This is a genomic window from Modestobacter sp. SYSU DS0875, assembly GCF_054050915.1.
Map to the genome: position 1 here is coordinate 49159 of NZ_JBJHAH010000009.1, position 12570 is coordinate 61728.

Consider the following 12570-nt stretch of genomic DNA (forward strand, 5'->3'; position numbering starts at 1 on the left):
GAAACCGCAGGTCAGGGCATCGATCGACGACGGAGCCGGTCGATGACCTCGGCGGTGACCGCGCCGTCCCGGCGTGTCGGGTGTGTCTGGTGGGATGGGCGGGTGACCGACCCCGCCCCGCAGCAGGGCTCCACGCCCACTCCACTGGTGATCGACACCGACCCCGGCATCGACGACGCCCTGGCCGTGCTGCTCGCGCTGGCCAGCCCGGAGGTCGACCTCCGGCTGGTCACCACGGTGCACGGCAACGTCGGCCTGGCGCAGACCACGGAGAACGCGCTGCGGGTGCTCCACCTGGCCGGCCGGTCCGACGTGCCGGTCGCCGCCGGCGCCCGCGACCCGCTCGTGGTGCCGGTGCCGCGGCGGGCCGGGCACGTGCACGGCGAGGCCGGGCTGGGCGGGGTGGACCTGCCGCCCGCACCGGTGGGGGTCGACCCGCGGCCGGCGGTGGTGGCACTGGCCGAGGAGCTGCTGGCCAGCCCCACCCCGGTCACGGTGGCCGCCATCGGGCCGCTGACCAACATCGCGCTGCTGCTGGCGGTGTACCCCGACGCCGCCGCCCGGATCGGCCGGCTGGTGGTGATGGGCGGCTCGGCGGCCCGGGGCGGGAACGTCACCGCCGCCGCGGAGTTCAACATCTGGGCCGACCCGGAGGCGGCCGCCGTCGTGCTCGGCGCGGGGCTGCCCACCGTGCTGGTCGGGCTGGACGTCACCCTCCCCACCGTGCTGACCGGGGCCGGCATCGCCCGGTTCGCCGCCGCCGGCCCGGTCGGTGCGCAGGCGGCGGCGATCCTGCGCCAGTACCTGGACCACGCCCGCGACGCCTACGGCACCGACGGGGTGGTGGTGCACGACGCGCTCGCCCTCACCGAGGCGATCGCGCCGGGCACGCTGTCCACCGTGCGCCGGGACGTCGTCGTCGACACCGGCCCGGGCGCCGGCAGGGGGCAGACGCTGGTCGACCGCCGCGCCCCGTCGACGGCCCCCTCGGCCGTCGCGGTGGCCGAGGGCGTCGACAGCGCGGCCGCCGTGGAGTTCCTGGTCGGCCGGCTGGAACGGCTGGCCCGGGGCTGAGCCCGGGCCGGCCCGCTCGTCAGCCCCGCTCGACGAGCCCTTCGGAGACCATCCAGTCCAGCGCCACCTCGGCCGGTTCCTCACCCTCGACGTCGACCCGGCCGTTGAGCTCGACCATCACCTCGTCGGTGAGCAGCGGGGTGATCTCGGCGAAGACGTCGGCGATCTCCGGGTACTCCTCGAGCGTCTCGGTGAGCACCTCCGGGGCGATGTTGTACGCCGGGAAGTAGCCGCGGTCGTCCTCCAGCACGGTCAGGTCCAGCGACGCGATCCGCCCGTCGGTGGTGTAGACCTCACCGAAGTTGCAGATGTCCCCGTTGTCGGTCGCGGTGTAGACCGCGCCGGTGTCCAGCACGCTCACGTTGTCCCGCGGCACGCCCTGCGGGTCGCCCAGCGGCATGCCGTAGAGCTCCAGCATCGGCTCGAAGCCGTCGACCCGGGTGGCGAACTCCGACTCCACGCAGAAGGTGCGCTCCTCCACCGGCAGCTCGGCGACGTCGGAGAGGGTGGCCACCCCACCGAGCTCGTCGACCGCCTCGCTGCGGACGGCGAAGGCGTAGGTGTTGTTCGCCTCCGCCGGCGGCAGCCAGGTGATCCCGTTCTCGGCGTCGGCGTCCCGGACCGCCTCCCACTGCTCCTGCTGGTCCGGGATGCCCTCGGGCTGGGCCAGGTAGTTGATCCAGGCGGTGCCGGTGTACTCCCACTGCATGTCGGTCTCGCCCTCGAGCATCGCCGCCCGGGCCGGCGCGGCGCCCGGGATGCCGCTGCGGTCGGTGACGTCGAAGCCAGCCGTCTGCAGCGCGATGACCGCGATCTTGCCCAGGATCAGCTGCTCGGTGAAGTTCTTCGCGCCCACGGTGATCGGGGCGCCGTCGACCTCGGCGATCGGCTGGATCTCGCCCGGCTCGGACGGCGGGGTGAAGCTGGTGGCGCTCTGCAGACCGCAGCCGCTGAGCAGCAGCACCCCGGCCCCGAGCGCGGCCACGGACCTCGTCGGTGTGCGCATCAGAGTCCCTTCGGTCGGGCGACGTGCTCGACGACCCGGCCCAGCCAGTCGACGGCGAGCGCGAGCAGGCCGACCAGCACGCCGCCGCTGATCAGCAGCGAGTTGAGCGACAGCGTGATGCCGGTGTTGATCAGCACACCGAGGCCGCCGCCGGAGATGAAGGTGGCCAGCGTGGCGGTGCCCACCAGCAGCACCAGCGCCGTCCGGACACCCGCGAGCATGACCGGGACGGCCAGCGGCAGCTCGACCTTCCGCAGGACGGCGGCGCCGCTCATGCCCATGCCCCGGCCGGCCTCCACCAGCCGGGCGTCGACGCCCTGGATGCCGACCATGGTGTTGCGCAGCACCGGCAGCGCCGAGTAGATGACCAGCGCCGCGATCGTCGTCCAGAAGCCGAAGCCCAGCCAGATCGCCAGCAGCACGAACAGGCCGATCGCCGGAGCGGCCTGCCCGATGTTGGCCACGGTGATCACCAGCGGCGTGAACCGGCGCAGCGCGGGGCGGGTCAGCGCGATGCCCAGCGGGATCGCGATGGCCAGCACGATGACCGCGGCGACGACGGTCAGCGCCAGGTGCCGCAGCACGCTGTCCCACAGCGTGGCCGCGCCCAGCTGCCGGGCCTCGGTCTCGGTGAGCGTGGCGGTGGTGCGCCACAGCAGGAAGGCGGCGATGCCGACGACGACCAGCACCGGCTGCACGGCCAGCGCGCGCCAGCCACCGCGCGCCTGTTCCGGAGCGGTCGCGTCGCGCGCGTCCCGGCTGGCGCTCTGCGCCGCCTCGGGACGGCGCAGCGGGTCGGGGCGCTGCCCGGTGTCCGACTGCTGCGCGGCGGTCATCCGCTCACCTCGTTCCGGGTGCGCTGGATGCGGTCCATGATCGTCTCGATGGAGACGACCCCGGCCAGGCTGTTGTGCCGGCCGACCACGACGGCGCCGCCCTGGCTGGCCGCGAGCATGGTGTCCAGCGCGTCGTTGAGCGTCGAGCCGAGGCCGACGACCGGCAGCCGCTCGTCGACGGTCGCCGGCAGCGTCGACATCCGGCTGACCTCGGCCACCGTCGGCCAGCTGATCGGCCGGCCACGCCGGTCGAGCACCACCACGAAGTCGTCGCCGGCGGCCCGGGCGCGGGCCACGGCGTCGGCGGCGTCGTCGCCGACCGAGGCGGTGGTGACCGGCCGCAGGTCCAGCTCGTGCACCCGGGTGAGGGTGAGCTGCTTGAGGGTGGCGCCGGCGCCGACGAAGTCGGCCACGTACTCCTCGGCCGGCTCGGCCAGGATCGCCTCGGGGGTGTCGTACTGGACGATCCGGGCGCCGACGTCGAAGACCACGATCTTGTCGCCGAGCTTCACGGCCTCGTCGAAGTCGTGGGTGACGAAGACGATCGTCTTGCCCAGCTCCTCCTGGATCCGCAGCAGCTCGTCCTGCAGCCGCTGGCGGGTGATGGGGTCGACGGCGCCGAACGGCTCGTCCATCAGCAGCACCGGCGGGTCCGCGGCCAGCGCGCGGGCCACGCCGACGCGCTGCTGCTGACCACCGGAGAGCTCCTTGGGGTAGCGGTCGCGGTAGACCTCCGGGTCCAGTCCGACCAGCTCCAGCAGCTCGTCGATGCGGGCGGTGACCCGCTCCTTGTCCCAGCCCAGCATCCGCGGCACCATGCCGACGTTCGTGCCGACGGTCATGTGCGGGAAGAGCCCACCGGCCTGGATCACGTACCCGATCCGGCGGCGCAGCTGGTCGGGGTCCTGCCGGGTGACGTCCTCGTCGCCGAGGTGGATGCTGCCGCCCGTCGGCTCGATCAGCCGGTTGATCATCTTCAGCAGCGTGGTCTTCCCGCAGCCCGAGGGGCCGACGAACATGACCGTCTCGCCGGCCGGGATCTCCAGCGAGACGCCGTCGACGGCGGGCTTGTCCTGGCCCGGGTAGCGCTTGGTCACGCCGTCCAGCCGGATGGCGACGCCGCTGACCCGACGCTCGCCAGAGGTGGGGGCGTCGCCCGCCTGGGCGGTGGCGCCGGCCGGGGTGCCGGCGGGTGTCGTGGTGTCAGGCACGGATCCCCCTGGGGGTGGTGAGGCGACCCAGCAGCAGGAGCAGCAGGTCGAGGACGAGGGCCAGGACGACGATGGCGATCGTCCCGGTGAGTGCGGAGTTCAGGGCGTTCGCGCCGCCCAGCCGGGAGAGCCCGGTGAAGATGAAGCCGCCGAGCCCGGGGCCGAGCACGTACGCGGCGATCGCCGCGATGCCCATGACCATCTGGGTGGAGACGCGGACCCCGGCCAGGATCACCGGCCAGGCCAGCGGGATCTCCACCCGCAGCAGGGTGGCCAGCCGGCTCATCCCCATGCCGCGCGCCGACTCGATCAGCGCCGGGTCGACCCCGGCCAGGCCGACGACGGCGTTGCGCAGCACGGGGAGCGCCGCGTAGAAGGTCACCGCGATCACCGCGGGGGCGATGCCGAAGCCGAAGGGCGCCAGCAGGATGCCCAGCAGGGCGAACGCCGGGATGGTCAGACCCACCGCCGAGAAGCCGTTGGCCACGCCGGTGGCCCGGGGGCTGCGGTAGACCAGCACGGCCAGCACCAGGGCGATGAGCGAGCCGAGCACGACGCACTGCACGACCAGGCTGACGTGCTGGAAGGCCTGGAAGGCGATCTGGCCTCGCCGGTCGAGGACGTAGTCCCACATCCGGTCTGTCTCCTCCTCTGCGGGGTCGCGCTGCGCGGGCGGCAGGACCCGTCGGAACCGGTCGGTCGCGCGCACCGGCGGCGGGTGGGCCCGACCGCGTCCTCGGCGATGCACTGACCTCGGAAAACGGCCGTCCTCAACGGTCACACACCCGGCACGGCGATGCGACTCGTGGGTCATGACGATGCTGTGCCGGCGCGCAGGCCGGCACCCACTGCCCCCATCGGGCGACGACCCCGGGCGTGGCCTGGCCGGACCGTGTGCGGGGAGCACACGATCGGTCCTGTACACACGGCAGGTGCCGCGCTGGTCGAGCGCACGGTGGAGCGGCGCACGGTCGTGGTCTCGAGGAGGGGTCATCAAGACGGTCAGGTCGGCTGCCGAGGCGCCGTTCGAGGTGACCCTGACGGACGGGGCGCAGCCCGGTCAGGTCGTCGCCCGGGTCCGTGGCGAGCTCGACGCCGCCAGCAACCCGCTGCTGCAGCAGACCCTGCTGCGCGCGCTGCGCAACGCCGAGCGGCTGCTGACCATCGACCTCTCCGGGGTGACTTTCTTCGGTTCGGCGGGCGTCACCGCGCTGGTCTGGGTCAGCCAGCACCGGGAGGCAGCCGGCAAGCACGTGACGGTGGTCGCCACCAGCCGGGTGGTCACCGGCCCGCTGGAGCTGACCGGCCTGCTGGAGCGGCTCGACGTGGAGGGAATGCCGCCCGGCTGAGACCCCCACCGTGCACTGCGGAGCGTGATCGGCCACCATGGACCGCGGCGGAGGACCCGGCCGGCGAGAGGACCCGACGTGAGTGGACTGGTGTGGCCATCGGCCCCGGTCCCGACCGAGGACGGCGACGTCTGGCGGTGGGAGCTGCCGACGGTGCACGACGCCTCGCGGGTGCGGATGGACCTGCGGGCGCGTCTCGCCCACCCCTCGCTGGCCGCCCGGTCGACGGAGGACGCGCGGGAGGGCCTGCTGCTGACCTTCGAGGAGCTGTCGTCGAACGCCCTGCGGCACGGAGGCGGCGCCGTCGAGGCGCTGATCGTGGCGCTGCCCACCGGCTGGCTGATCCGGCTGACCGACGGCGCTCCCGACGCGCCGCCGCGGCCGGCGATCGACCGCGACCCCGCGTTCGGCGGCATGGGGCTGCCGATGGTCGCGCAGCTGTCGGTCGACTACGGCTGGTGCAGCGAGTCCGGCCGCAAGCACGTCTGGGCCCGGCTGCCCTCCGGTCTGGCGACCGCCTCGGTGCCCCGGCCGCGCAGCTCCTCCGGCCCCGCGTCCTAGCCCGCCCGGACCACCTCGACGACGGTGAAGCCCTCGTCGGTGCTCGGCGGGGTCAGCCGCTGCCGTGCGGCGTACACGCCGACCAGCGGCACCCGGGCCCGCCCCTCCCGAGCCTCGTTGCGCGCCAGGCAGGTCCCCAGCGGGGTGTCCAGGAAGACCGCCCGCGCCGGGACCCCGGCCGCCCGGGCCAGCGCGACCAGCGGTACCCGCTCGGCCGGGGAGGGGTTCGTGTTGTCGACGACGACGCTCGCGCCCCCGGCCAGCAGCTCGGCGACCACCCGCTGCTGACGCGCCTCCCGGTGCCGGGCCCGCGGCCAGTGGTCCTTGCTGACCACCTCGTGGCTGCCGGCCAGGTGCGCGGCCACCCAGCTGGACTTGCCCGACCCCTGCAGGCCGACCATCACCACCAGCTCCTGGTCGCTGCCGCTCACCCGGTCATCGTCGCGCGGTTGGCGGCACCTCCGCCCGGGCAGGGTGGAGCAGCTGCCCGCGACCCGAGGAGGCCCCCGTGTTCCCCGCCGAGAACATCCGCGACTGGCGCACCATGAACGTCGTCGACCCCGACGGCCACAAGATCGGCACGCTCGAGTCGGTGTACGTCGACACCACCACCGACCAGCCGTTCTTCGCCGCGGTGATGACCGGGATCATCGGCCGGCGTCAGCTGACCTTCGTGCCACTCACCGGCGCCACGGTCAGCCCGGAGCACATCCGGGTCACCGTCGCCAAGGACCTGGCCAAGGACGCGCCGTCCATCGACACCGACGGTGAGCTGACCGCCGAGCAGGAGCCGGACGTCTTCGCGCACTACTCGCTGCCCTACACCCCCGGCGTCCGCCGGCTCGCCCGCCGCTGACGCCGGCGGCTCCGGGGTCAGCCGGCTCGCGCGGCCTTCGCCGCGGTCGAGAGCAGGTGGTCATGTGGCGATCATGCGCGTCGCACTAGCCCAGCCCCACCAGCTGGCCCACGAGGGCGCGGACACGGGTCTGTTGGGCCGGGAGCCGGCTGGCGCGGGCTGCGCCTGGCGAACCAGGCCGCCCGAACTGCTGGCGCAGCACCTCCGCCGCCGCGGTGCCGGTCGGCCCGGACGGCCACTCGGCAGCCGTGACGCCAGCAGCCAACGCAGCCTCCAGCAAGCGCCACAGATCCACCGCGTCTCGATCGGTGAGACGCCCGGCGTAGGCGTACGCCTTCAGGCAGATCGCCGAAACAACGTCAGGGAGCAGCACGTCCGTGACCACCTCGTGCCCGGAGGTCAAGCGCACCTCGGCAGTGACCAGCGAGGCTGGCCGCGCGAGGGCGAGGCTCAGTCCCGGGATCTCGTCGACGACCAGGTCACCATGCGTCTGGTTGGGCAGTAGCCGGCCCTCGTAGGAGGGAGCGAGCACATCGACGACCAGGTTCCAGCTGGGGGCGTCCTCTGCCGCGTCGAGTGCGGGAAGTGTGTGCTCCCGGATGAACCTGTTGCCCTTCTCCTGGGAGTAGCCGTACCGGAGCAGCGCTTCGAGCAGGCGCGGGTCGGCGATCACCGGGTACTCCGCGCCGAAGTCGGCGTCGGCAGTCTCGCGGGGCGGCACCAGGTGGCTGACGCCGTGCAAGGCGACGAGCAAGCTGACGGCATTGCCGCCGACGAGCCGGTACTCCACGTCGAGTTCAGCGGCGATCGCCGCGAGGTCGGCGGCTGCCAGGAAGGCGGCGTCACCGGCGCGACTGGCAGACGTCAGGACCAGATGCGGTGTGCTCACTGCTGCGCGGCCTCTGGTTCTGTCGCGCGGGCTCGGAGCACCGGCCGGAGAGCGGCGACGGCCTGGTCGGTGTCCGATCCGGGTGCGCGCTGCAGGTCCCATAGCACTTGCATGCCGTCGGCGAGCGGTAGCCCGCCATGTGAGGTCAGGCCCCCTCCGGTCGCCCACACGCCGGGATCGGCGGGAACGATGAGCTCCAGGGTGGCCTCGTCGGGCCCCGACGGGGTCAACCCCACGGTGGTGAGGTCGACGGCGGGATGGCCGCCGACCTCGGCGTAGACAACGGCGCGAGTCGGATGCCGCCACGGGGCAAGCAGGTCGGCGGCGACGTCTCCGGACACCGCCACCGGCACGTCTGCGCGTCGCAGCGCGGCGGCAACGAGGCGAGCCTGCTCAGGCACGTCGGAGAAGCCGTACCAGTAGGTTGTCAGGCCATCAGGGCCTGGATAGCGGCCCAGCCACCAGTCAGCCAGGCCATCCCAGTCAGCCACCGCCCAGCGGGGACGTCCGTTCACCGTCATCCGGCGGACCAACTTCGCGTCGACGAGTCCAGCCAGCGTCTGGGACACCCGGCCCTGCGACACCGCAGCCCGCGTCGCCAGTTCGACCTGGCTGGCCACTCCTCCGCTGAGCAGCTGACGGACAGTCGTCAACGCGCCCCACGGGCGTTTGCCCGGGCGGGTCGGCGCAGCGGTCGGTCCTGTGCGCGGAGCCTGAGCGGCGATCTCGACGGTCCGGGTCGGCATGAGGATGCGACCCCGGACAGGCTCGCGGCGCCGCTCGTCGGCCACCAGGACCGAGATGCCGGCGGCCTCGGCCGCGTCCAGAGCCGCGGGGCTGGCGCCGGGCACGACCAGCAGCAGCGCCGAGTCGCGCCCGGCCCCCACCACGGCATGGTGCACGTGGCTGGGCAGCAGCGGAGAAGACCGCCGCTGCACGACGGCGACGACCCGGTCGGTTCCGCCGTCGCCGGAGCTCAGCTCGACCTCCGACGCGCTCAGCGGCCTTACCGTGAAGCCCGCGGCCAGCAGGGCTGACCAACCTTCCGGCGGTATTAGCATTACTCGTTCCTCCTAGATAATGCTAATAGTGCCAACCGGAGGCTGTCTGACACCAGGCCTGCACCGAGGGTGCCTTCAAGCATGCCGTGAGGAGGTCGCCCGTCGCCGTATGCCGGCGATGCGGTGGCGCGGGTAACGACGGCCCTGCGGGGAGCTCAGTGCCGACCCCGTGCACCTGCTCACCGTGCGAGCCCGGCTCGGCAGTGTCAGCCGCGGCGGGCGAGGAAGGAGCCGGCGGCCTCGCGCAGGTCCTTGGTCGGCCGCAGCCATGCGCCGTCGACGGGCAGGGCGTCGAGCCGCACGCGGTCCAGCGGCGCGGCGAAGGCGCCCGGCACGTCCTCGATGTCGATGAACTGCAGCAGCTCGGAGCTGATCGCGTAGCCGGCGACCTCGCTGAACGCGACGACGACGACCTCGGTGCCGGCGCGGGCGAGGTCCTCCAGCGGCTCGGCGAAGTTGCGCCCGTCGCCGGAGAAGACCACCAGCCGGCGCAGCTGGTGGCTGTGCGCGCGCACGCTGATGTGGTCGAGCATCGACTGGTCGATGTCGTCATCGGCCTGCAGCTTGGGCCGGGCGAAGACCGCGTAGCCGAAGCTGCGCAGCGCCTCCACCCAGCGCTGCAGGGTGACGGCGTGCTGCGGCGGCACGTTGGCGAAGACGCAGGCCTCGACCTCCGGCGGCACCGCGGCACCCGGGTCGTCGGCACCGTCGACGAACCAGGCCGCGATCGCGTCGAACCGGGGCCGGGACGCCGCCGTCGGCCGGGCGCCGATCACCGTCGCCAGGGTCATGTCGATGTTGGGGGCGTCCCAGACCAGCAGGTCCAGCGCGGGGCGGTCGTCGTCCGCGGAGAACCGGTCGGCCGGCTCGGTCTGCACAGCTGCGTCAACGGTCACAGGGGCAGTGTGCCGAACCGGCGCCGGCGACGGCGCACCCGCCGGGGCGGTCGCCCGCCGACGCCGCCGCAGCCGGCCGTCCTCGCTCACGCCGGCACCACCGCGGCCCGCTCGACCAGCGCCCGCACCGGGGTGCCCGCGGGCAGCGTGCCCAGCACACCGCCCCAGTCGCCGCCGAGCCGGCTGGCGCAGAAGGCGTCGGCGACGACGGCGGGCGCGAACCGCAGCAGCAGCGACGCCTGCAGGCACAGCGCGAGCCGCCCGGCGATCCGCCGGGCCCGCAGCGGCAGCTGGTCGGGATCGGCGAGCTCGGCGGCCAGCGCGCCCAGTGCGGCGTCGTACCCGGGGTCGGCGCCGCGGGCCAGGTCGAGCTCGGCGGTGACCGCGGCCAGCGCGGCCGACCCTGCGCCCAGGGTGCGCAGCACGTCCAGCGCGATGACGTTGCCCGAGCCCTCCCAGATGGAGTTCAGCGGCGCCTGCCGGTAGAGCCGCGGCATCCCCGACTCCTCGACGTACCCGTTGCCGCCCAGCACCTCCAGCGCCTCGGCCACCACGGTCGGGGTGCGCTTGCAGACCCAGAACTTGGCCACCGCGCCGGCCAGCCGCAGGTAGTCGCGCTCGCCGGCGTCCTGTGCGGCGGCCAGCCGGACGCCGAGGGCGGTGGCCGCCTCGCTCTCCAGCGCCAGATCGGCGAGCACGTTCTGCATCAGCGGCTGGTCGGCCAGCAGGCCGCCGAACGCCGACCGGTGCCGGGCGTGGTGCACCGCCTGGGTGAGCGCCGCCCGCGTCGTCGCCGCCGACCCCAGCACGCAGTCCAGCCGGGTGGTGGCGACCATCTCGATGATCGTCGGCACGCCGCGGCCCGGTTCCCCGACCAGCCACCCCGTCGTCCCGTCGAACTCCACCTCGCTCGAGGCGTTGGCGCGGTCACCGAGCTTGTCCTTGAGCCGCTGCAGGCCGAACGCGTTGCGCTCCCCGCCGGGCAGCACTCGCGGCACCAGGAAGCAGGACAGCCCCTCGTCGAGCTGGGCGAGCACCAGGAACAGGTCGCTCATCGGCGCGGAGGTGAACCACTTGTGCCCGGTCAGCGACCAGCTGCCGTCGCCGTTCGCGGTGGCCCGGGTGGTGTTGGCCCGGACGTCGGAGCCGCCCTGCTTCTCGGTCATCCCCATGCCCGCCACCAGGCCGCGCTTGGTCCACGGGTCGGTCAGCCCGAACTCGTAGCTGCGGCTGGTGAGCCCCGGTTCCAGGGCCGCGGCCAGCTCGGGGGCGGCCCGCAGCGCCGGGACGGCGGCGTAGGTCATCGTCACCGGGCAGCCGTGGCCGGCCTCCACCTGCGTCCAGCCGAGGTAGCCCACCGCGCGGCGGACGTGCGCGTGCGGGCGGTCGTCGACCCAGGGTGCCCCGGCCAGGCCGTGCCCGACCGCCGCGCCCATCAGCTCGTGCCACGCCGGGTGGAACTCGACCTCGTCGACGCGGTGCCCGTACCGGTCGTGGGTGCGCAGCCGGGGCGGGTGCTCGTTCGCCAGCCGTGCCCACTCCTGGGCCTGCTCGCTACCGGCCAGCGCCCCCAGGTCGGCCAGCGAGGCGAGGGTGGCGGCGTCGGCGTGGCGCAGGCAGGCCTCGACGAGCGCGGCGTCCCCGGCGATCGGGTCGTGCCCGACCAGCGGCGGCGCCTGGTTGGTCACCTCGTGCGTGGCGCGCATGCCCGGCACGCTACGAGATCGGGGCCGCGCCCACGGGATCAGGAGAGCTGATCCTGCGTGCTCCTGGCTCGGTTCAGGGGGTGAGCCAGGAGCATGCACGGTGATCTCTCCTGATCCCGGGCGCAAGCGGTCAGGCGCTCAGCTGCGCACCAGGCCGTGCAGGGCGACCAGGGCGGCCGGCGCGTAGCCGAGCACCAGCGGCAGCGGCCCGCGGACCCGCAGCCCGGTCGTCGTCCCGCCGTCCGGGCCGGCGGAGACCCAGTGGGTCAGCGTCAGCCGGGGCGCGCCGACCTGCACCGTCCAGCGCCACCGCCGGGTCGCCTCGTCCACCTCGTCGACGACGAACGGCAGCGAGACGCCGAGGGGGCCGCGCACCCGTCCGGTCACGCCCTGGGCGATCCGCCCGGCGTCGGTGACCACCCCGGTGATCTGCGGGGCCCAGCTGGACCAGCGGGCGGGGTGCAGGTAGCGGTCCCACGCCTCCGCCGGGTCGACCGGGCCGGTGGCGTGCAGCGTCAGCGTCGTCACCGCTCCCTCCTGCCCGCTGCGTTCCACGTGGAACCCCGGCGGTGGCGGCCCACCCGCCGTCGGCAGGATGACGCCGTGCCCGACGTGCCCGCCCTGCGCCCGATGACCGCCGACGACTGGCCCGCCGTCGAGGCCGTCTGGGCGGCCGGCATCGCCACCGAGCTGGCGACCTTCGAGATCGCCACGCCGTCCTGGGCGGAGTTCGACGCCTCCCGGCTGCCCCGCCACCGGCACGTCGCCGTCGACGGCGACGTCCTGCTCGGCTGGACGGCGTGCACCCGGGAGTCGACCCGGGACGCCTACGCCGGCGTGGTCGAGCACTCGGTGTACGTCTCCCCCGCCGCGCAGGGCCGCGGGGTCGGCGGGGCGCTGCTGCAGGCGCTGATCACCTCCACCGAGGCGGCCGGCATCTGGACGATCCGCGCCGGCATCCTGCCGGCCAACACCGCCAGCATCGCGCTGCACGAGAAGCACGGCTTCCGGGCGGTGGGCACCCGGGAGAAGGTCGGCCGGCGGATCACCGACGGCGTGGCCAGCTGGCACGACGTGCTGCTCATGGAGCGTCGCAGCCGGGTGGTCGGCTGGGTGGGCTGAGCC

General features: G+C 74.0%; 15 protein-coding genes. 5 read left to right on the top strand and 10 right to left on the bottom strand.

Features of this window, described 5'->3' with window-relative positions:
* The first annotated feature begins 102 nt into the window (after positions 1–102).
* On the top strand, positions 103–1074 hold the full coding sequence (locus tag ACI79Y_RS07295) for a nucleoside hydrolase (RefSeq protein WP_457157834.1): 972 nt from the start codon (positions 103–105) through the stop codon (positions 1072–1074).
* 19 nt (positions 1075–1093) lie between these two features.
* Here the strand turns inward: ACI79Y_RS07295 and ACI79Y_RS07300 are convergent, their stop codons facing one another.
* The 4 genes from ACI79Y_RS07300 to ACI79Y_RS07315 are packed head-to-tail and all read right to left on the bottom strand — an operon-like array spanning position 1094 to position 4761.
* Positions 1094–2059: a glycine betaine ABC transporter substrate-binding protein gene (locus ACI79Y_RS07300; RefSeq protein ID WP_457157835.1), complete on the bottom strand. Its 966-nt coding sequence runs from the start codon at positions 2057–2059 to the stop codon at positions 1094–1096.
* A 20-nt stretch (positions 2060–2079) separates the two neighbouring features.
* A complete protein-coding gene (locus ACI79Y_RS07305; RefSeq protein WP_457157836.1) occupies positions 2080–2916 on the bottom strand; it encodes an ABC transporter permease in 837 nt (278 codons plus the stop codon).
* Entirely contained in the window at positions 2913–4127 is a 1215-nt protein-coding gene (locus ACI79Y_RS07310) for an ABC transporter ATP-binding protein (protein WP_457157837.1), read from the bottom strand. The genes ACI79Y_RS07305 and ACI79Y_RS07310 overlap by 4 nt, the downstream gene beginning before the upstream one ends.
* Complete coding sequence (locus ACI79Y_RS07315; protein ID WP_457157838.1) at positions 4120–4761, bottom strand: ABC transporter permease; 642 nt, start codon at positions 4759–4761, stop codon at positions 4120–4122. The genes ACI79Y_RS07310 and ACI79Y_RS07315 overlap by 8 nt, the downstream gene beginning before the upstream one ends.
* 397 nt (positions 4762–5158) lie before the next feature.
* Between ACI79Y_RS07315 and ACI79Y_RS07320 the strand changes: the two genes are divergently transcribed.
* On the top strand, positions 5159–5476 hold the full coding sequence (locus ACI79Y_RS07320; RefSeq protein WP_457157839.1) for an STAS domain-containing protein: 318 nt from the start codon (positions 5159–5161) through the stop codon (positions 5474–5476).
* A 78-nt stretch (positions 5477–5554) separates the two neighbouring features.
* Entirely contained in the window at positions 5555–6037 is a 483-nt protein-coding gene (locus tag ACI79Y_RS07325) for an ATP-binding protein (protein WP_457157840.1), read from the top strand.
* On the opposite strand, the gene ACI79Y_RS07330 is transcribed toward ACI79Y_RS07325, so the two are convergent.
* The gene (locus tag ACI79Y_RS07330; RefSeq protein WP_457157841.1) at positions 6034–6468 is read right to left on the bottom strand and encodes an AAA family ATPase; all 435 of its coding nucleotides are present in this window, start codon (positions 6466–6468) and stop codon (positions 6034–6036) included. The two genes, ACI79Y_RS07325 and ACI79Y_RS07330, sit on opposite strands and share 4 nt — an antisense overlap.
* Positions 6469–6545: 77 nt before the next feature.
* Here ACI79Y_RS07330 and ACI79Y_RS07335 point away from each other — a divergent pair, with 77 nt between their 5' ends.
* On the top strand, positions 6546–6893 hold the full coding sequence (locus ACI79Y_RS07335) for a PRC-barrel domain-containing protein (RefSeq protein WP_457157842.1): 348 nt from the start codon (positions 6546–6548) through the stop codon (positions 6891–6893).
* Positions 6894–6978: 85 nt separating this feature from the next.
* Here the strand turns inward: ACI79Y_RS07335 and ACI79Y_RS07340 are convergent, their stop codons facing one another.
* The 5 genes from ACI79Y_RS07340 to ACI79Y_RS07360 form a co-directional block, all read right to left on the bottom strand.
* Entirely contained in the window at positions 6979–7782 is an 804-nt protein-coding gene (locus ACI79Y_RS07340) for a hypothetical protein (protein ID WP_457157843.1), read from the bottom strand.
* Positions 7779–8843, bottom strand: coding sequence for a hypothetical protein (locus ACI79Y_RS07345; RefSeq protein WP_457157844.1), 1065 nt, complete (start codon positions 8841–8843; stop codon positions 7779–7781). The genes ACI79Y_RS07340 and ACI79Y_RS07345 overlap by 4 nt, the downstream gene beginning before the upstream one ends.
* Before the next feature lie 206 nt (positions 8844–9049).
* Entirely contained in the window at positions 9050–9739 is a 690-nt protein-coding gene (locus tag ACI79Y_RS07350; RefSeq protein WP_457083302.1) for an NYN domain-containing protein, read from the bottom strand.
* 86 nt (positions 9740–9825) lie between these two features.
* Entirely contained in the window at positions 9826–11445 is a 1620-nt protein-coding gene (locus ACI79Y_RS07355; RefSeq protein ID WP_457157845.1) for an acyl-CoA dehydrogenase family protein, read from the bottom strand.
* A 138-nt stretch (positions 11446–11583) separates the two neighbouring features.
* The gene (locus tag ACI79Y_RS07360; RefSeq protein ID WP_457157846.1) at positions 11584–11973 is read right to left on the bottom strand and encodes an SRPBCC family protein; all 390 of its coding nucleotides are present in this window, start codon (positions 11971–11973) and stop codon (positions 11584–11586) included.
* Positions 11974–12048: 75 nt separating this feature from the next.
* On the opposite strand from ACI79Y_RS07360, the gene ACI79Y_RS07365 reads away from it, so the two are divergent.
* The gene (locus ACI79Y_RS07365) at positions 12049–12567 is read left to right on the top strand and encodes an N-acetyltransferase family protein (protein ID WP_457157847.1); all 519 of its coding nucleotides are present in this window, start codon (positions 12049–12051) and stop codon (positions 12565–12567) included.
* Positions 12568–12570 lie beyond the last annotated feature (3 nt).